Genomic DNA, 18,331 nt, shown 5'->3' on the forward strand with positions numbered 1-18,331 from the left:
AGCATGTCACGCCCCTCCGGTTCCGGCGAGTTCCTCGCCGACAGACGCTACGCCTACGCCGAGGGGTGCCTGGCCGAGGGCGATGCCCTTGGGGCCGCCGAGATGGCGGAGCAGACCCTGGAGATCGCCCCCCGCTACGCCCCGGCCTGGTTTCTCCTCGGCCGGGCGCGGGAGGCCCGCTACGTCACCCACGGCGACCTCCGCGACCACCACGCGGCGCTGCGGGCCTACGCGGCGGCCCTCGACCTCGACCCCGAGGACGTGCAGGGCGCCCGGCTCGCCCTGGCGCAGATCGGCGCGGGCCGCCGGGAGGACGGCGACGGCGGCGTTCTGGGGGCGATCTCCCCGGCCTACATCCGTGCCCTGTTCGACGCCTACGCCGCGCGGTTCGAGCGCCACCTCGTGGACGACCTCGCCTACCGGGCGCCGGAACTCATCGTCGCCGCCCTCGATCGCCTGCCGGACGCGCCGGCGGTCTACGACACCGTGCTCGACCTCGGCTGCGGCACCGGCCTCGTGGGCGCGGCCCTGGGCGACCGGGCGCGCCACCTCACGGGCATCGACCTCTCGCCCCTCATGCTGGACGAGGCCGCGCGGGGGAAGCGCTACGCCCGCCTGGTGGAGGCCGACCTCGTGGCGGGCCTCGCGGCGGAACCGGACGCCGGGACCGACCTCGTCACCGCCGCCGACGTGATGATTTACGTGGGCGGACTCACGGACCTCCTAGCGGGGTCCGCGCGAGTGCTGCGGCCGGGCGGGTGCCTCGGCTTCAGCGTGCAATCCCATGCGGGCGACGGCCTCGTGCTCGGCCCGGACGCCCGCTACGCCCATGGCGATGTCCTGGTGGAACGGGCCGTGGCGCGGGCCGGCCTCGTCCTCGAATGCCTCGACCCCGCGACCCTCCGGCGCGAACGCGGCCTGCCCGTCCCGGGACGCATCGTCGTCGCCCGCCGGCCCGGCTGATCCGGTCCGGATCCCGGGCGAGTTCGGATCACGGGCGAGGGTGGGTCGCCGGCAAGCCGGATCACGCGAACGTCAGCCGATCATCCGGTCCCCGCGAGGCGGAACGGTGGACAGGTGCCGCACGGCACGCCATGGCCAGATTCGACAGCCTCCCGGAATCCCATTGCGCGCCCGGGCGCGTATGGGGACCGGCAATCCCGCGTCGTGGCGTCGTCCCCGCGTCGGGCCGTTTCCCTGCCCCTCCCCGGGGCCGATCCTCTGGAGATTCCATGGCAGACCCGCAGAGCAAGGCGTTTCCCGCCAGCGCGCGAACGCGCATCCCGTTCGCCCTCGCCCTCTCGGCCGTGGCGGGCTGCGCCGATTCCATCGGCTTCCTCGAATTCTCGCAGCTGTTCATGTCGTTCATGAGCGGGAACACCACGCGGTTCGGCGTGTCGGTCAGCCGGTTCGACTGGGAGAGCACCTCGCGCGTCGCCTCCGTCATCATCCTGTTCTGCTTCGGCGCCTTCGCGGGCACGCTCATCGCAGCCTGGGTCGGGCGCTGGCGCCTGTCCGTGCTGCTGCTGCTCCAGGCGGTGCTGCTCACCGTCGGGCTCATCGTGCCCCACGGCACCTTCGCGTTCCCGCTCCACGCCTATCCCATCGTCATCGCGCTCGGCCTCCAGAACGCGACCCTGCAGGACGAGGGCGGCCGCAGCCTGGCGCTCACCTACGTCACCGGCGCCGTGGTGCGGTTCGGAACCGGGCTCGCCAACCTGCTCCTCGGCGTGGTCGCGCCGTCGTTCTGGATCCAGGCCCCCCTGTGGGCGGCGCTCAGCACCGGCGCGGTCATCGGCGGCGTGCTGCAGATGCATTACGGCGAGGACGCGTTCCTGTTCCCGGCGGCCCTGGCGGCCCTGCTCGCGGTCATCGCCCTGGTGCTCACCATCGCCAAGCCCGGCAGCCCCTACGTCAGCGGCGAGGTCGAGCACCATCCGCCGGACGGCACCGCCGCCCCGACGCCCTGAGGCGGGCGGGTGTCGGGGATCACCCGTCGCCCCGGTCCCCGCGCAGGCGCTTGGTGTCGGAGCGCTTCGACTTTTCGTCGAGGCGCCGCTTCTTCGAGGCCAGGGTCGGGCGCGTGGCCCGGCGCGGGGTCGGCGGCACGGCGGCCTCCGCCACCAGGGCGGCGAGGCGCTCGCGGGCATCGGCCCGGTTGCGGTCCTGGGTCCGGTGCTGCTGGGCCGAGATGACGATGATGCCGTCCAGCGTCAGGCGCCGGCCGGCGAGCCGCATCAGCCGCACCGCGACGGCGTTGGGCAGGGACGGCGAGCGCCGCGCATCGAAGCGCAGCTGCACCGCGGTGGACAGCTTGTTGACGTTCTGCCCGCCGGGGCCCGAGGCGCGCACGAAGCTTTCCTCCAGCTCCGCCTCGTCGATGCTGATCTGGGGCGTGCACTGAAGCGCCACGGCGACGGTCTCCGGCCCGTTCGATCAGGCGGCCTCGGCCGGCGTCCGCGCCCGCACCGCCAGGGCGTGCAGGCCGCGCTTGAACGCCGGATCGAGGGCGCCGTTGACGAGGCGGTGGCGCTCGACCCGGCTCTTGCCGTCGAACGCCGCCGAGACGACATCAAGTCTGAAATGGGTCTCGCCCTCGGGCCGCGCCCCGGCATGGCCGGCGTGCAGGTGCGATTCGTCGATCACGTCGAGATGCGTCGGCGCGAGCGCGGATCGCAAGGTCTCGTCGATCCAGTCCCTCATGGTCGTCATGGTGCGGTCTCCTTCCGGGCGAATGATCTCGCGTTCGGGGCTCGCTCGTTCGGGGGCTTGGCCGCCGCTCCCGTCAACCCCCGATGGCCGCATGCGGCATCAGGCCCGGCGCTCTTGTGTCTGCGACCCGCCCTCTCATAATCGCCCCATCATGGATCTCAACTCGCCCCTGTTCGACAGCATCCGCATCAAGCGCACCTGCGACGAGCCCAAGAAGGCGTCGGCGCAGGGCTGCGACACGCCCGGCTGCCAGAACCCCGGGCTCTACCGCGCCCCCAAGGGCCGGAAGGCGGAGGGGCAGTACTGGCGCTTCTGCATGGACCACGTGAAGGCCTACAACGCCACGTACAACTACTTCGACGGCATGAACGACGCCGCCGTGCAGGCCTTCCAGAAGGACGCCATCATCGGCCATCGCCCGACCTGGGCCATGGGGGTGAACCCCGCCACCGCCGCGGCGAAGCCGAAGCCCGAGGCCACGCGCGACTGGGCCTATGTCGATCCCCTCGACATCCTGCGCGCCGAGGGCGTCGGCGAGACCGCCCGGCGCAAGCGCGCGCCCGAGCCGCGCCGGCCGCGCCATTCCTCGGCCACCCTCAAGGCCCTCGACGTCCTCGGGCTCGACGAGAACGCCGATTCGGCGGCCATCAAGGCGCAGTACAAGGTGCTGGTGAAGCGCTTCCACCCCGACGCCAACGGCGGCGACCGCTCGTTCGAGGAGCGCCTGCGCGACATCATCCGCGCCCACGACGCCCTGCGCGCCGCCGGGTTGTGCTGAGCGCGGCACGAACCCTGCGTGGATTTTCGGGATCCGGTCGGATTTGCAGGTCTGGTCGGATTTGCAGGTCTGGTCGGCCCGGGCCGGGGCGGCAATCGGCGCGCAACGCCCTATATCGTGCCCGACCACGTCTCTTTCGTGTGGCATCCACCCTTGGCGTCCCCCGGCGCCGTCCCCTAGATGACGGGGCGAAAGCGGCTCCGCGCGCGTCGCGCCCCTCTCGCCCGACACAGCCCCCGCGTGTTCCGGTCCCGCCGGCGCCCGCTCCACGAGGTCCCGTATGCTCTCTGACGTCTCGCCCGCCTCGCTGCCCGACCGGACCGTCTCCGTGCGCGAGGCCTTCGGCATCGACCTCGACCTCATGGTTCCGGCCTTCACGAAGACCGACGAGCATGTGCCCGACCTCGACCCGGACTACATCTTCGACCGGGAGACCACCCTGGCGATCCTGGCGGGCTTCGCCCGCAACCGCCGCGTCATGGTCACGGGCTATCACGGCACCGGCAAGTCGACCCATATCGAGCAGGTCGCCGCCCGCCTGAACTGGCCCTGCATCCGGATCAACCTCGACAGCCACGTCTCGCGCATCGATCTCGTCGGCAAGGACGCCATCGTGCTGCAGGAGGGCAAGCAGATCACTGCTTTCCAGGACGGCATCCTGCCCTGGGCCCTGCAGAACAACGTGGCCCTGGTGTTCGACGAGTACGATGCCGGCCGGCCCGACGTGATGTTCGTGATCCAGCGCGTCCTCGAACTCTCCGGCCGCCTGACCCTGCTGGACCAGAAGCGGGTCATCCGCCCGCACCCGGCCTTCCGGCTGTTCGCCACCGCCAACACCGTGGGCCTCGGCGACACCTCGGGCCTCTATCACGGCACCCAGCAGATCAATCAGGGCCAGATGGACCGTTGGTCCATCGTCACCACCCTCAACTACCTGCCCCACGACCGCGAGGTCGACATCGTCCTGTCCAAGGCCCTGCACTACCAGCGCGACGGCGGCCGCGAGATCGTCAGCAAGATGGTGCGCGTGGCCGATCTGACCCGCAATGCGTTCATGAACGGCGACCTGTCGACGGTCATGAGCCCCCGCACGGTCATCACCTGGGCCGAGAACGCCGACATCTTCCAGGATATCGGCTTCGCCTTCCGGGTGACGTTCCTCAACAAGTGCGACGAGCTGGAGCGCACCCTCGTGGCGGAGTTCTACCAGCGCGCCTTCGGCAAGGACCTGCCCGAGAGCGCCTCGAACGTGGCCCTGAGCTAGGGAATCTTTGGCGGAGGACGCGATGGGCGAGCCGGCTGTGAAGGGCGGACCGCGTACGGGGGAGGTGGTCCCCGGCCGGACGCGCTACGAGGACGACCTTTACACCTGGGTGCAGGAGCAGGTCGCGCTTCTCCGTGCCGGGCGGGTCGATGCGCTCGATCTCGATCATATCGCCGAGGAGTTGGAGAGCTTGTCCGAGAGCGAGTTCGGCAAGCTTCAGAGCGCCTTGCGCGTCCTCGTGATGCACATGCTCAAATGGGATCAGCAGCCCGAGCACCGTACGCCGAGCTGGATCTTCTCGATCCGCGAGCAGCGTCGCCGCTACGAGCGCATTCTGGCGAGCAACCCCGGTCTGAAGTCGCGCATCGACGAGGCTCTGGGCAACGCCTACCCGGACGCACGGGAGTGGGCGTCCGACGAGACGCACCTCCCGCCGGATGAGTTTCCCCCCGAATGCCCCTACGAATGGGACGACATCCTGAACCGGCCCTTCGATTTTGACTCGGTGAAGAAGCAGCGCCCGTGAGCATCTCCAACCGCAAAGCCGGCGAACGCCGCGAGCCCGTCGCCGAACCGCTGAAGCGCTCGGTGGCCGGTTGCCTGCGCGCCATCGCCAAGCGGGCCGAGGTCGAGGTGGTCTATGCCAGCGACCGGCCGGCGCTGACCGGCGACAAGGCGCGCCTGCCCGAACCGCCGCGCAAGCTGACGCCCGGCGACGTGGCGATCCTGCGCGGCAACGCCGATTCCATGGCGCTTCGGCTCGGCTGCCACGATGTGGCCGTCCATCGCCGTCTGGCGCCCGAGAATTCCGGCGCGCGGGCGGTGTTCGACGCCGTCGAGCAGGCCCGGGTCGAGGCCATCGGCGCGCGGCGGATGTCGGGCGTCGCCTCGAACCTCTCCGCCATGCTGGAGGACCGCTACCATCGCGGCGGCAAGTACGAGGCGATCACCGACCGGGCCGACGCCCCCATGGAGGACGCCGTCGCCCTCATGGTGCGCGAGCGCCTCACCGGCCAGGCGCCCCCGCCGGCGGCGCAGAAGATCGTCGACCTCTGGCGCGCCCATATCGAGGACAAGGCTGGGCCGAACCTCGACGGGCTCATCGGCGCACTCGAGAACCAGCGCGCCTTCGCCCGCTCCGTGCGCGACCTCCTCAGCTCCCTCGACATGGCCGACGAGACGCCGTTCGACCCCGAGGACGACGACAACGACGACGACGAGGGCGAGTCCCAGGACGACGAGCAGACCCCGAGCGAGGGCGAGGCCGAGGAGCAGTCGCAGGGCGACCGCGCCGAGATGGAGGTGTCGGAAGAGGCCTCCGACGACCTCCAGGAGGGCGCCACCGAATCGGCCGACGCCCCGTCCGGCGAACTGCCGGAGGAGGCCGAGAACGCCGAATCGGAGGAGGCCTCGGAGGCTTGGCGGCCGCCTTCGTCTCGGGGCAACGAGGCCCGCGGCCCCGACTACAAGGTGTTCAATCCCCGCTTCGACGAGGTGATCCACGCCGAGGACCTTTGCGACGCCGAGGAGTTGGCCCGCCTGCGGACCTACCTCGACAAGCAGCTCGCCCACCTGCAGGGCGTGGTCGGGCGCCTCGCCAACCGGCTCCAGCGCCGGCTCCTGGCCCAGCAGAACCGCGCCTGGGATTTCGACCTCGAGGAGGGCCAGCTCGACCCCGCCCGCCTCGTGCGGGTGGTGACGGACCCGTTCCAGCCCCTCTCCTTCAAGCAGGAGAAGGACACGAACTTCCGCGACACCGTCGTGACCCTGCTGCTCGACAATTCCGGCTCCATGCGCGGCCGGCCCATCACCGTGGCGGCCACCTGCGCCGACATCCTGGCGCGGACCCTGGAACGCTGCGGCGTCAAGGTGGAGATCCTGGGCTTCACCACCCGGGCGTGGAAGGGTGGGCAATCGCGCGAGGCGTGGCTCGCCGCGTCGAAGCCGAACGCGCCCGGTCGCCTCAACGACCTGCGCCACATCGTCTACAAGAGCGCCGACGCTCCCTGGCGCCGGGCGCGAAAGAACCTCGGGCTGATGATGCGCGAGGGGCTGCTGAAGGAGAACATCGACGGCGAAGCCCTCGATTGGGCGCACAAGCGCCTCATCGCCCGGCCGGAGCAGCGCAAGATCCTCATGGTGATCTCAGACGGCGCGCCGGTGGACGATTCGACCCTGTCGGTCAATCCGGGCAACTACCTCGAGCGCCACCTGCGCTGGATGATCGAGGACATCGAGACCCGCTCCCCCGTCGAGCTCCTCGCCATCGGCATCGGCCACGACGTGACCCGCTACTACCGCCGCGCCGTGACCATCATCGACGCCGAGGAACTCGGCGGCGCGATGACGGAGAAGCTGGCGGAGCTGTTCGAGGAGGATGCGGGCAACGGCGGGCGCAAAGCCTCACGCGCGGGCGGGCGGCGCTAGACCCCGCACAGGCGACGTTCCAGGCGGCCAAGAAGCCGCCCGAACACGTGCGGGTCATCGAGGGCGCGGGCCAGGACGAGGCCGCCCTGGATCGCCAGGACGGCGTCCTCGGCCAGGATCTCGGCCTCCGCCCGGCCGGCGCGGTGCAGCGCTCCCGTAAGGGCATCCCGCCACGCCGCGAAATACCCCGCGATCCGCATCCCGAATCGGTCCCGCCCCTCCGACAGGGCGAGCGCGCCGACGAGGCAGACCCGTCGCCCCGAGCGGAAATACGCATCCGTCTCCGACAGCATGCGCCGGATGGCGGCGCGGGGGTCGGGATCGTCCCGCAGGGCTGCGTAGATCTCCGCCTCGAACCAGGCGCCGATGCTGTCGAGGACGGCGTCCGCCATCTCGGCCTTGCCGCCGGGAAAGGCGTGGTAGAGGCTGCCCTTGCCGAGCCCCGCGCGGGCACCGAGCAGGGCGAGGCTGGCCCCGGCGTAACCATGCTCGCGAAACACCTCCGCGAGCGCCGGGATCGCCGCCTCCCGCGCGCCCGGGGCCGCGGCGCTCACAGCCCGAGTTCGGTGAGCCCCGGGTGATCCTCCGGCCGCGGGCCGGGCGCCGCCCAGCGGAACAGACGCTGGTTCTCGGTGATGGGCAGATCGTTGATGCTGGCGTGGCGCATCCGCATCAGGCCGTTGGCGTCGAACTCCCAGTTCTCGTTGCCGTAGGCGCGGAACCACGCGCCGGCGGCATCGTGGAACTCGTAGGCGAAGCGCACGGCGATGCGGTTCTCGGTGAACGCCCACAGCTCCTTGATCAGCCGGTACTCGTGCTCGCGCGCCCACTTCGCCTCGAGGAACGCCACGATGGCGGGGCGCCCGGTGAAGAACTCCGAGCGGTTCCGCCAGCGGCTGTCGGGCGTGTAGGCCAGGGCGACCTTGTGGGGGTCGCGTCCGTTCCAGCCGTTCTCGGCGGCGCGGACTTTCTGAATCGCGGCCTCGCGGGTGAAGGGCGGCAGGGGCGGACGGGCGTCGGACATGCGAACTCCTGGCGCGCCGATTCGCCAGCGCTGTACCGATCGGTACAATCCGGTCGGAGCCGCGTCAATCCGGGTCGCGGCGCCCCACCCGCGCGCGACCGGAGACACCCCGGACACGACGAAGCCGCCGCCCGCACTCAAGCGGGCGACGGCTTCGACTGAGATGTCTGGTCCGGCTCAGGGGCCGGCCCGTCGGCCTTCAGGCGGCGACGGGGGTCTCGACCTCGGCGAGCTTCTTGTGCAGCTCGCGCTTGATCAGGCGGGCCGTCTGCGACAGCTCGATCTCGCGCGCCTTGATGAGGAAGGCATCGAGGCCGCCACGGTGCTCGACGGAGCGCAGGGCATGGGCGGTGACGCGCAGGCGCACCCGACGCTTCAGGGCGTCCGACTGCAGGGTGACCTGGCACAGGTTCGGCAGGAACCGGCACTTGGTCTTGCGGTTCGAGTGGCTCACGAGGTGGCCGGTCTGCACGGCTTTGCCCGTGAGTTCGCAACGGCGCGACATAATCAAACTTCCCGGTTCGTTCCGCATGTCCGACAGGGCGATGGCGGGACACCCGCGAATGGGTCTCACGCACGCCAAGCCCGGTGGAGCGGCGTTCTCATTGAAGGCGCGAGCCTATAGGGGAAGGGTACCCCAGGCGTCAAGGCATCGCGGCCTTTTTCAGCCTCGGCACGGTCAAGCTGGCACGGGTCCAACGATGTGTTAACCATGGGAGCGGACGATGCGGGACTACGGACCCGGCCGCGTCTCGACCGGGCATCCTCGCAGCACCCCGAGTTCCCAGCCATGTGCGCCCAGCGTTTCCCCAGCGCCAGCCTTTCCTTCGCGGTTCTCGCCGCCCTCATGGTCGCGACGGCGCCGGTTCAGGCGCGCCCCAAGGCGTCCGCCGCCACCCCCGCCAACGTCACCGTCGATTACGGCATCGCGCTCGCCGGCATCCCCATCGGCACCGCCCAGGTGACGGGGGCCTTCGAGAGCACGCGCTACCGCATGGACGTGTCGGCCCGGCTCACGGGCCTCGTCGGCGCGGTGACGGGCGGCATGGGCTCGGCCCGCGCCAGCGGCCTCATCGCCACCGGCCCGCAGCCGAGCGCCTTCGCCATCTCCACCAAGACCTCGAATTCCGGCATCGCCGTGCGGATGGCACTGGCGCGCGGCACCGTCACCCAGGCCGAAATCACCCCGCCGCTGGTCGACATGGGCGACCGCGTGCCGATCACGCCCGAGAACAAGCGCGGCGTCATCGATCCGGCGAGCGCCCTGATGATGCCCGCCGTGGCCCGGGGCGAGCTCATCGACCCGGCCAATTGCAACCGCACCCTGCCGGTCTTCGACGGCGCCACCCGCTTCGACGTGGTGCTGAGCTACGGCGAGACCCGCACGGTGGAGAAGCCGGGTTATTCGGGGCCGATCCTCGTCTGCAACGCCCGCTACCAGGCCATCGCGGGTCACCGGCCCGACCGGCCGGGGGTGAAGTTCATGGAGGACAACCGCGACATGTCCGTGTGGCTCGCGCCCGTGGAGGGCACCCGCGTGCTCCTGCCGATCCGCATCTCCGTGCGCACCACCATCGGCACCAACATCATCGAGGCGACGCGCTGGAACCGCAGCGGCGGCACGACGACGGCCGGGGCGCCCACGACCGGCACCCTCGCGAGCCTCGGCGAGCAGCGCTGACCCTGCGGATGCGACGCTTCCGTCCCGTCCTCGCCCTCCTGCTCGCCGCCGGCCCCGCCGCGGCGGCCCCCTTGAACACCGACGATTCCGGGTGCGGCGGCGACGCCTATTCCTCGGCCGAGGTGGTGGAGGGGCGCCGCCCCCGGGGCAGGCCGCTCACGGCCATGCCCGACACCCTCTGCGCCGACCTCGCGGCGCCACCGTCCCGGACCCGGATCGAGATCTACGGCGTGCCGGGCCTCGGCGGTGCGGGTCCGGGGGGATACGACCCGGGCGGCGGTTACGACGCGGGCCGACCTGGCCCCGATGGCCTTGGCGGAACCGGGGCCGGCGCCCCATATGAGCGTGGACCGCCACATCGCCCACGCCGGGGCGACTGATCGGGCCTTTCCCGCGCGACACGTTCACCGTCGCCGGCCTGTCTCGCCGAAGGGACCGCCCCGCGCCCATGCTCCGCCCCTCCCTCCCCCCGCAGGCCCGCGCACGCGGCGTCACGGCGGTGCTCGGGCCGACCAACACCGGCAAGACCCACCTCGCCATCGAGCGGATGCTCGCCCACCCGACGGGCATGATCGGCCTGCCCCTGCGGCTGCTGGCGCGCGAGGTCTACCTGCGGGTGGTGGCCAAGGTCGGGGTCGACAAGGTCGCCCTCGTCACGGGTGAGGAAAAAATAAAACCCGACCGGCCGCGCTACTGGATCTCCACCATCGAGGCGATGCCGCGCGACCTCGACGTCGCCTACGTGGCCATCGACGAGATCCAGCTCGCCGCCGACATGGACCGGGGCCACGTCTTCACCGACCGCCTGCTGCACCAGCGCGGGCGCGAGGAGACCCTGCTGATCGGCTCCTCGACCATGCTGCCCCTGGTGCAGTCGCTGATCCCCGGCGTCCACACCACCACGCGGCCCCGGCTGTCGCAGCTGACCTTCGCGGGCGAGAAGAAGCTCGGGCGCCTGCCCCGGCGCACGGCCATCGTGGCGTTCTCGGCCGAGGAGGTCTACGCCATCGCCGAACTGATCCGGCGCCAGCGCGGCGGCGCGGCGGTGGTGCTCGGCGCCCTGTCGCCCCGCACCCGCAACGCCCAGGTCGAGCTCTACCAGTCCGGCGAGGTCGATTACCTCATCGCCACGGATGCGGTGGGGATGGGGCTCAACCTCGACGTCGACCACGTCGCCTTCGCGGCGAACTGGAAGTACGACGGCACGCGCTTTCGCAAGCTCACGCCCCCCGAGATGGGGCAGATCGCGGGGCGGGCCGGGCGCCACCTCTCGGACGGGACCTTCGGCTCCACGGGGCGCTGCGCCCCCTTCGAGCCCGAGATGATCGAGGCCCTGGAGACCCACGATTTCGAGCCCCTGCGGGTGCTGCAATGGCGCAACCCGGACCTCGACTTCTCGTCGCTGAAGGCCCTGCAGGCGAGCCTCGACGAGCACCCGCGCGAGCGCGGCCTCACCCGCGCCCCCATGGGCGAGGACCAGTCGGCCCTCGAGATCCTCATGCGCGAGGACGACATCCGCGACATGGCCTCCACACCCGCCACGGTGAAGCGGCTGTGGGACGTGTGCGGCGTGCCGGACTACCGCAAGGTCCATCCCCAGACCCATGCCGACCTCGTCGCCCAGCTGTTCCGCTTCCTCATGCGGGGCATGGCCGGGCGCATTCCCAACGACTGGTTCGCCAAGCACGTGGCGATGATCGACCGCACCGACGGCGACATCGACGCGCTCTCCCAGCGCATCGCGCAGGGGCGGACCTGGACCTTCGTGGCGAACCGGCCGGATTGGCTCATCGATCCGGTGCATTGGCAGGGCGAGACGCGTCGGGTAGAGGACAGGCTGTCCGACGCCCTGCACGAACGCCTTGCAAGTCGTTTCGTCGACCGGCGTACCAGCGTCCTGATGCGGCGCTTGAGAGAGAATACGATGTTGGAAGCTGAGATCACCGCCGGCGGGGACGTTACCGTCGAGGGACAGCATGTCGGCCATCTGCATGGCTTCCAGTTCGTCCCGGACCCCGGCGCGGAGGGGCATGAGGCCAAGACCCTGCGCAGCGCGGCCGAGAAGGCGCTCGCCGGCGAGATCGAGGCCCGCGCCGAGCGGTTCTCGGCCGCCGCCGACGCGTCCCTGGTGCTGAGCCACGACGGCGTCGTGCGCTGGACCGGCGACCCGGTGGCCAAGCTGACGCCCGGCGACAAGCTGTTTGAGCCGCACGTGCGCCTGCTGGCCGACGAGCAGCTCACGGGCCCCGCCCGCGACAAGGTCGAGGGCCGGCTGACCGCCTGGCTCAAGGCCCACGTGGTGCGGCTCCTCGGGCCGCTCATGGAGATCGAGACAGCGGCCGACCTCACGGGCCTCGCCAAGGGCATCGGCTATCAGGTGGTCGAATCGCTGGGCGTCCTGGAACGGTCCAAGGTGATGCACGAGATGCGCACCCTGGATCAGGAGGGCCGCGGGGCGCTCCGCCGCCACGGCGTGCGCTTCGGCGCCTATCACATCTTCCTGCCGGCCCTATTGAAGCCGGCGCCCCGGACCCTGGCGGCCCAGCTCTGGGCCCTCAAGAACGGCGGCCTCGACCAGCGCGGCCTCGACGAGATCGCGCATCTTGCGAGCTCCGGCCGCACCTCGATCAAGGTCGACCCCGAGATCGCCAAGGGCCTCTACCGCGCCGCCGGCTTCCGGGTGTGCGGCGAGCGCGCCGTGCGCGTCGACATCCTCGAGCGCCTCGCCGATCTCATCCGCCCGGCCATCGCCTACCGCCCCGGCACCACGCCGGGCGAGGCGCCCGCCGGCACCGCCGACGGCGACGCCTTCGTGGCCACCGTGGGCATGACCTCGCTGGTCGGCTGCTCGGGCGAGGATTTCGCCTCGATCCTGAAGTCGCTCGGCTACGCCCCGGAGACCCGTCCGGGCCCGGCCATCACCGTGCCGCTGCTGCCCGCGGCTTCGACCCAGCCCGTACAGGTGAGCGTGCCGGCCGATGACGCGGCCGACGCGACGACTGGGGACGGCGCCGCGAACGACGATGCCCCCACCGCAGAGGGTGAAGCCGCTCAGGCGGCCGAGGGCCACGACGGCGCCACGGCCGTGGATGCCGCCATCGAGCCCGGCGCGACGGCCGACGCCGTGGCGACGCCCCTGATCGAGAACCCCATCGAAGCCACCGCACCGGAGCCGGCGATGGTTTCGGAAGAAGCGACCTCGGAAGAAGCGACCACGCCCGAGACGACTTCGGTAGAAACGACTTCGGCAGAGACTGCCGAGACCATTGAGCCGGCCCCCGAGCCCGTGGCCGAGGCCGCCAGCCTCGCCGACGCGGCCGAGCACCCCACCGAGGCCGTGTCGGCCGACGGCGTCGAGGGCGAGGACGCAACGAGCGAAGGCGCCGAGGACGAGGCTGCTGCGGCGGAGATCGTCACCGTCGAGGTCTGGCGGCTTCAGCGCCAGCAGCGTAGCGCCCCGCGTCAGAACCGCCCGCGTGGCGGTGGTCGCGACCGCGACGGGGCGGCTCCCAACCGCGCCCCCGGCGAAGGTCGGCCGGATCAGCGCCGTCAGGCCGGTGCCGGTGCGTCCGACGGTCAGGGACGCCCGCGTGGTGGTGCCCCCGGCGGCGAGCGTCCGGAGGGCGGACGCCGCGAGGGTGGACGGCCCGAGAACGGTCGTCCCCAGCGCCGCGAGCGCTTCGAGCCGGGCCGGACCCGTCCCGACCGGCGCGACGAACCCCGTGCGGCGCCGCGCGACGAGCCGCGGCCGCAGCGCCGCGAGCGGGCCCCGGACCCGGATTCGCCCTTCGCCAAGCTGGCCGCCCTCAAGGCGCAGCTCGAGGCGGGCGAGGGCAACAAGCGTTGAGGCGCCCGTGACTCGATGAAGCCGGGGCGCCAGCGTCTCGACAAATGGCTGTGGTTCGCGCGCTTCGCGCGGACCCGCACCCTCGCGGCGGGCCTCGTCGAGGCGGGATACGTCCGGGTGAACGGACGTCGGGCCGACGCGGCGGCCACCGCCATCGCGGTGGGCGACGTCGTCACCGTGGCGGCGGCCCACACCACCGCCCTGGTGCGGGTGCTCGACCTCGGCGAACGCCGCGGCGGTGCGCCGGAAGCCCAGACACTCTATGCCGATCTCAACACGGCCTCCCTGGATACGACCGTCGTCGACACGCCGCCGGGCTGAACACCCCGTGTCCCCCGTACGACACCGGTGCCGTCGACTGCGCAGGGCCGGGTTGCCGCGCTTGTCAGCCCTTCGGCCAGGGTCTAGAGCCTGCCCCATCAGGCGGAGCGGGTACCCGCACCAGCCAAAGCGTCAACGGATTTGCAAGGCCATCGGGTCGGTGGGGTTTCCCCATCGCGGTCCGGGCCGGCGCGGATCGAGGACTGAAGGCCCCATGACCTACGTCGTCACCGACAATTGCATCAAGTGCAAGTACATGGACTGCGTCGAGGTGTGTCCGGTGGACTGCTTCTACGAAGGCGACAACATGCTCGTCATCCATCCAGACGAATGCATCGATTGCGGCGTGTGCGAGCCGGAATGCCCCGCCGAGGCGATCAAGCCCGACACGGAGCCGAGCCTCGAGACCTGGCTGAAGGTCAACGCCGACTACGCCAAGACCTGGCCGAACATCACCCAGAAGAAGGACGCCCCCGCCGACGCCAAGGAGTGGGACGGGGTCGCCGGCAAGTTCGAGGCGCACTTCTCGGCGAGCCCCGGCAAAGGCGACTGACGCGCGTCGAGGACGAACGAGAACCGGCTTCGACCGCCTGCCGCGCCCATGGCGCCGGGTGGATCGTCGCGCCCGGGAGACTGCGCCGGATGCCGGGTCGAACCGTTCGCTGCTTGCCGCTCCCGATGCCGCTCGCGCGTCCCGGCCTGCGTCAAAGCGATGCGATCGCCGGGGATTCGCGTTGGACGCCGGGTGAGCCTGCGCCGGCAATCCTTTGATTCGGCGGCACGATTGTGCTATGCCTGTGGCCTGCCGTCGTTCGTGCCCGACGTGCTGCCTCCGGCCCTCGACAGATGGCTCTCTCGCAAGCTTGAGAAAACGAGGTCGCATGCGATCGACCGCTGGAGGCGCGTGGCGCCTTCGGCGGACGGTCTTTCGTTGCGCTGTGTCGGCTAGCCCGGGAATCCGTGGGTCCGGCCTCTTTCGAGGATCGGCTTCCGGCCAAGGGGCTGAGGCCGGGTGACCCACCCCGGGAGTTACGGTTCGGCGCGGCGATCGATTCCGCGCGATGTTCTGGAGGCGCTTCTCGCATGACCACAGCCAAGAAGACGACGGCAACGGGCCGGCAAGGCTTCAAGACCGGCGAAGCGGTCGTGTATCCGGCGCATGGTGTCGGCCGCATCACCGCCATCGAGGAGCAGGAGATCGCCGGGTACAAGCTCGAGCTGTTCGTCGTCTCGTTCGAGAAGGACAAGATGGTCCTGCGCGTGCCCACCGCGAAGGCCAACAGCGTCGGCATGCGCAAGCTCGCCGAGCCTGAGCTCGTCAAGAAGGCCCTCGACGTGCTTACCGGCCGCGCCCGGATCAAGCGCACCATGTGGTCGCGCCGGGCCCAGGAATACGAGGCCAAGATCAATTCGGGCGACCTGCTCTCGGTGACCGAGGTGGTGCGCGATCTGTTCCGCTCAGAGGCCCAGCCCGAGCAATCCTACAGCGAGCGTCAGCTCTACGAGGCCGCCCTCGATCGCATCGTGCGCGAGATTTCCTCGGTGAACCGCATCACCGAGACCGAGGCCCTCAAGCTCATCGAGCAGAGCCTGGCGAAGTCGCCGCGCCGCGCCAAGGGCGAGGCGGAAGCCGAGGGTGAGGCCGAGGCCGACGAGATCCAGGAAGAGGCGGCCTGAGCCGCATCCGCGCCATCTGAATCGATACTAAGATCCGGGCCCGGCGCAGCAGCGCCGGGCTTTTTCGTATCGACCCCGGCTGCCCCTGCGCGGATCTGTATTCACCAAAGCGCGATGCGGGAACAATCGCCGCGACGCCTCCGTTGTCAGTCGCCACGCAAAGACTGTGTGTTCGCCCCCGACTGGGACGTTCCGATCTTGCGGCAGAAGCGAACGTTTCAACGAGGCGGAGGCGGGGATGGCGGACATCGCTGGGATACGGCGTCAGTTCATACGCACGGCGATGGAAGCGCCTTTCCTTGCCCGGGACGAAGAACGCGGCCTCGCCGTCCGCTGGAAGGACAAGCGCGACGAGCGCGCCCTGCACGGCCTGATCGAGGCCCATATGCGCCTCGTCATCGCCATCGCGGGCCGCTTTCGCCACTACGGCCTGCCGATGGCGGATCTGGTCCAGGAAGGTCATGTCGGTCTGATGGAGGCCGCTGCCCGGTTCGAGCCGGAGCGGGAGGTCAGGTTCTCGACCTACGCCACATGGTGGATCCGCGCTTCGATCCAGGATTACATCCTGCGTAACTGGTCCATCGTTCGCGGTGGCACGAGTTCGGCCCAGAAGGCCCTGTTCTTCAATTTGCGGCGCCTCCGTGCCCGCCTCATGCAATCCACCGAGGAGCATGTCGGCGACGAGATCCACCGCCGCATCGCCACTGCCATCGGCGTCTCCCGCGAGGATGTCGCCCTCATGGACGCGCGCCTGTCGGGGCCCGACATGTCCCTCAACGCCCCCGTCGGCGAGGAGAGCGAGGCCTCGTCCGAGCGGATGGACTTCCTCGTGGACGGCGCGGCCCTGCCCGACGAGACGGTTTCGGCCCAGGTCGACGGCGAGCGCCGCCTGACTTGGCTCAACGAAGCCCTGGCCGTGCTGTCGGAGCGCGAACTGCGCATCCTCAAGGAGCGCCGTCTCGCCGAGGATCAGGCGACGTTGGAAGCCCTCGGCCTGCGCCTCGGGATCTCGAAGGAGCGCGTGCGCCAGATCGAGAACCGGGCCCTGGAGAAGTTGCGCCGGGCCCTCGCCGAGCGATTCCCGCAGACGGCGGGCAACGTCTACGCCTGACGGCTCTCGAGCTCTCGTAGGCACGAGGCATATCGGTTGGATCTGGGCGTCGCGTCGGGTCGGATATCCGGGGCGGCGCCGTTTTCGTTTCTGAATGTGACACCCACGCAACAGCGTGAGGTTCGGTACAATTTTATCGATCCGGCATCTTTCGCTACCCGCGGCGGTCGCGTTACGCTCGGGCACGGAAGTGTGATCGAGCCGATGAACGACCGAGACCCCCTCCCCTGGAAATCGATCATGGTCCTGCCGACCCTGATCGCCCTCTCAGCCTCGGCGGTGCTGCTGGTCTCCCTTCACCACCGCCTGTCGGTGCAGGCCGCGATCGGCCTGTTCGTGGGCGCCCTCGCCGTGGTGGAGATCGGGTATCTGCTGATCCTCGTCGCCGTGAGCCGTCGCGACACGCCACGACGACTTCCCGTCTCGCGCGGGCGGTGACGGGTCCTCCCGGAAGCGCATTCCCGGTCTCGGATTGGCCGGTCTCGGATTGGCCAGTCCGTGAGCCCGGTTGGCCCGGGGGCGCCATCGTCTGGCATGCAGGCCTTCGCCTCGACGCCGCACGCCGCGCCGCCTGCCTCGCCCTCCTCGACCGCGACGAGACGCTCCGCGCCGACCGGTTCCTGCAGGCCCGCGACCGGGATCGCTTCATCGCGAGCCACGCGGCCCTGCGCCTCCTCCTGGCCGGCGCCCTGGAGGCGGAGGCGCGAACCCTGTCCTTCTCGGTCTCCGCGTTCGGACGGCCGAGCCTCGCCGGTGCGCAGGCCGGACGCCTCGACGTCAACCTGTCCCATTCGGGCGAGCACGCCCTCGTGGCCCTTTCGCCCACGGGGCGGATCGGGGTCGACATCGAGGTGCCGCGGCCGATGCCCGATGCCCTGCGGATCGCCCGCGCCCATTTCCATCCCCGCGAGGTCGCTGCCCTCGAAGCGCACGGATCCGACGGGGAGGCCGCGTTCTATGCCTGCTGGACGTCCAAGGAAGCCTTCGTGAAGGCGGTGGGGGCGGGCCTGTCGCGGCCACTGAACGGGTTCGCCGTCGCAGTCCCACCCGCCCCTGCGGCCCTGCTGGAGGTCGACGATGCGGATGGGCCGGCCTCCGCCTGGACCCTGGCCGCCCTCGCGCCCGCACCGGGCACGGTCGGCGCCGTGGCCCTCGCGATTCCCCGGGCGGCGATCGCCCTGGCGGCCCTGTCGCCCGACTGGGCCGACCGGATCGGCACCTGACCGTCGGCACATCGAAGAAAGCGCGCAGCCGGGCAACGATCCGCTTGCAGGCCGCCGTCGGCCTCGCTATAGGTCCGCTCGTCGGCGCAGCGCGCCGGCCTTCGGAGTGTAGCGCAGTCTGGTAGCGCACCACGTTCGGGACGTGGGGGTCGCAGGTTCAAATCCTGCCACTCCGACCAGCTCTCCCCGGGAGAGCGGTCTTCCCGGCTCAGAGAGCACAAGCAATTCTTCATGAATTCCTCCCACCCTCGGCTAAAGGCTGGGGC

At 70.7% G+C, this 18,331-nt stretch carries 20 protein-coding genes and 1 tRNA gene; 16 read left to right on the forward strand and 5 right to left on the reverse strand.

Features of this window, described 5'->3' with window-relative positions:
* The first annotated feature begins 3 nt into the window (after nt 1-3).
* On the forward strand, nt 4-963 hold the full coding sequence (locus ASG60_RS01260) for a methyltransferase domain-containing protein (protein ID WP_056384048.1): 960 nt from the start codon (nt 4-6) through the stop codon (nt 961-963).
* Between the two features lie 269 nt (nt 964-1,232).
* Nucleotides 1,233-1,970, forward strand: a complete 738-nt coding sequence (locus ASG60_RS01265; RefSeq protein WP_056171930.1) for a YoaK family protein — start codon at nt 1,233-1,235, stop codon at nt 1,968-1,970.
* A gap of 19 nt (nt 1,971-1,989) precedes the next feature.
* Here the strand turns inward: ASG60_RS01265 and arfB are convergent, their stop codons facing one another.
* Together arfB and ASG60_RS01275 are read right to left on the reverse strand one after the other, a co-directional pair.
* A complete protein-coding gene (gene arfB / locus ASG60_RS01270) occupies nt 1,990-2,412 on the reverse strand; it encodes an alternative ribosome rescue aminoacyl-tRNA hydrolase ArfB (RefSeq protein ID WP_056171932.1) in 423 nt (140 codons plus the stop codon).
* A 24-nt stretch (nt 2,413-2,436) separates the two neighbouring features.
* Nucleotides 2,437-2,712 carry a BolA family protein gene (locus ASG60_RS01275; protein WP_056171935.1) on the reverse strand — a complete coding sequence of 92 codons (276 nt, stop codon included), beginning with the start codon at nt 2,710-2,712 and terminating at the stop codon, nt 2,437-2,439.
* Nucleotides 2,713-2,863: 151 nt separating this feature from the next.
* Between ASG60_RS01275 and ASG60_RS01280 the strand changes: the two genes are divergently transcribed.
* From ASG60_RS01280 to cobT, 4 genes are all read left to right on the forward strand, one after another.
* Nucleotides 2,864-3,490: a DnaJ domain-containing protein gene (locus ASG60_RS01280; RefSeq protein ID WP_056263650.1), complete on the forward strand. Its 627-nt coding sequence runs from the start codon at nt 2,864-2,866 to the stop codon at nt 3,488-3,490.
* Between the two features lie 280 nt (nt 3,491-3,770).
* Nucleotides 3,771-4,754, forward strand: a complete 984-nt coding sequence (gene cobS, locus ASG60_RS01285; RefSeq protein WP_056171938.1) for a cobaltochelatase subunit CobS — start codon at nt 3,771-3,773, stop codon at nt 4,752-4,754.
* A gap of 22 nt (nt 4,755-4,776) precedes the next feature.
* Nucleotides 4,777-5,280 carry a DUF29 domain-containing protein gene (locus tag ASG60_RS01290; RefSeq protein WP_056302781.1) on the forward strand — a complete coding sequence of 168 codons (504 nt, stop codon included), beginning with the start codon at nt 4,777-4,779 and terminating at the stop codon, nt 5,278-5,280.
* Nucleotides 5,277-7,181: a cobaltochelatase subunit CobT gene (gene cobT, locus ASG60_RS01295; protein ID WP_056302782.1), complete on the forward strand. Its 1,905-nt coding sequence runs from the start codon at nt 5,277-5,279 to the stop codon at nt 7,179-7,181. The genes ASG60_RS01290 and cobT overlap by 4 nt, the downstream gene beginning before the upstream one ends.
* Here cobT and ASG60_RS01300 read toward each other — a convergent pair.
* The 3 genes from ASG60_RS01300 to rpmB form a co-directional block, all read right to left on the reverse strand.
* Nucleotides 7,178-7,735, reverse strand: a complete 558-nt coding sequence (locus tag ASG60_RS01300; RefSeq protein WP_056384050.1) for a TetR/AcrR family transcriptional regulator — start codon at nt 7,733-7,735, stop codon at nt 7,178-7,180. The two genes, cobT and ASG60_RS01300, sit on opposite strands and share 4 nt — an antisense overlap.
* Complete coding sequence (locus tag ASG60_RS01305; protein ID WP_056384053.1) at nt 7,732-8,205, reverse strand: nuclear transport factor 2 family protein; 474 nt, start codon at nt 8,203-8,205, stop codon at nt 7,732-7,734. The genes ASG60_RS01300 and ASG60_RS01305 overlap by 4 nt, the downstream gene beginning before the upstream one ends.
* A gap of 199 nt (nt 8,206-8,404) precedes the next feature.
* Nucleotides 8,405-8,710: a 50S ribosomal protein L28 gene (gene rpmB / locus ASG60_RS01310; RefSeq protein WP_056087207.1), complete on the reverse strand. Its 306-nt coding sequence runs from the start codon at nt 8,708-8,710 to the stop codon at nt 8,405-8,407.
* 342 nt (nt 8,711-9,052) lie between these two features.
* On the opposite strand from rpmB, the gene ASG60_RS01315 reads away from it, so the two are divergent.
* From ASG60_RS01315 to ASG60_RS01360, 10 genes are all read left to right on the forward strand, one after another.
* Complete coding sequence (locus tag ASG60_RS01315; RefSeq protein ID WP_244473796.1) at nt 9,053-9,886, forward strand: DUF3108 domain-containing protein; 834 nt, start codon at nt 9,053-9,055, stop codon at nt 9,884-9,886.
* A gap of 8 nt (nt 9,887-9,894) precedes the next feature.
* Nucleotides 9,895-10,266 carry a hypothetical protein gene (locus tag ASG60_RS01320; protein ID WP_082531567.1) on the forward strand — a complete coding sequence of 124 codons (372 nt, stop codon included), beginning with the start codon at nt 9,895-9,897 and terminating at the stop codon, nt 10,264-10,266.
* 68 nt (nt 10,267-10,334) lie between these two features.
* On the forward strand, nt 10,335-13,733 hold the full coding sequence (locus ASG60_RS01325; RefSeq protein ID WP_056384057.1) for a helicase-related protein: 3,399 nt from the start codon (nt 10,335-10,337) through the stop codon (nt 13,731-13,733).
* A gap of 15 nt (nt 13,734-13,748) precedes the next feature.
* Nucleotides 13,749-14,054 (forward strand): RNA-binding S4 domain-containing protein, encoded by a 306-nt coding sequence (locus ASG60_RS01330; protein WP_056384060.1) that lies wholly within the window; start codon nt 13,749-13,751, stop codon nt 14,052-14,054.
* 214 nt (nt 14,055-14,268) lie between these two features.
* Nucleotides 14,269-14,607, forward strand: coding sequence for a ferredoxin FdxA (gene fdxA, locus ASG60_RS01335; protein WP_056171963.1), 339 nt, complete (start codon nt 14,269-14,271; stop codon nt 14,605-14,607).
* 530 nt (nt 14,608-15,137) lie between these two features.
* Nucleotides 15,138-15,731 carry a CarD family transcriptional regulator gene (locus ASG60_RS01340; RefSeq protein WP_056263635.1) on the forward strand — a complete coding sequence of 198 codons (594 nt, stop codon included), beginning with the start codon at nt 15,138-15,140 and terminating at the stop codon, nt 15,729-15,731.
* Between the two features lie 238 nt (nt 15,732-15,969).
* Nucleotides 15,970-16,842, forward strand: a complete 873-nt coding sequence (locus ASG60_RS01345; RefSeq protein WP_056171967.1) for an RNA polymerase factor sigma-32 — start codon at nt 15,970-15,972, stop codon at nt 16,840-16,842.
* A 240-nt stretch (nt 16,843-17,082) separates the two neighbouring features.
* Entirely contained in the window at nt 17,083-17,280 is a 198-nt protein-coding gene (locus tag ASG60_RS01350) for a hypothetical protein (RefSeq protein WP_156368810.1), read from the forward strand.
* Nucleotides 17,277-18,065, forward strand: a complete 789-nt coding sequence (locus tag ASG60_RS01355; RefSeq protein WP_056384062.1) for a 4'-phosphopantetheinyl transferase superfamily protein — start codon at nt 17,277-17,279, stop codon at nt 18,063-18,065. Before ASG60_RS01350 ends, ASG60_RS01355 begins: the two co-directional genes overlap by 4 nt.
* Nucleotides 18,066-18,167: 102 nt before the next feature.
* Nucleotides 18,168-18,244, forward strand: a tRNA-Pro gene (locus ASG60_RS01360).
* Nucleotides 18,245-18,331 lie beyond the last annotated feature (87 nt).

The sequence above is a fragment of the Methylobacterium sp. Leaf469 genome, from assembly GCF_001424745.1.
Classification (GTDB): Bacteria; Pseudomonadota; Alphaproteobacteria; order Rhizobiales; family Beijerinckiaceae; genus Methylobacterium.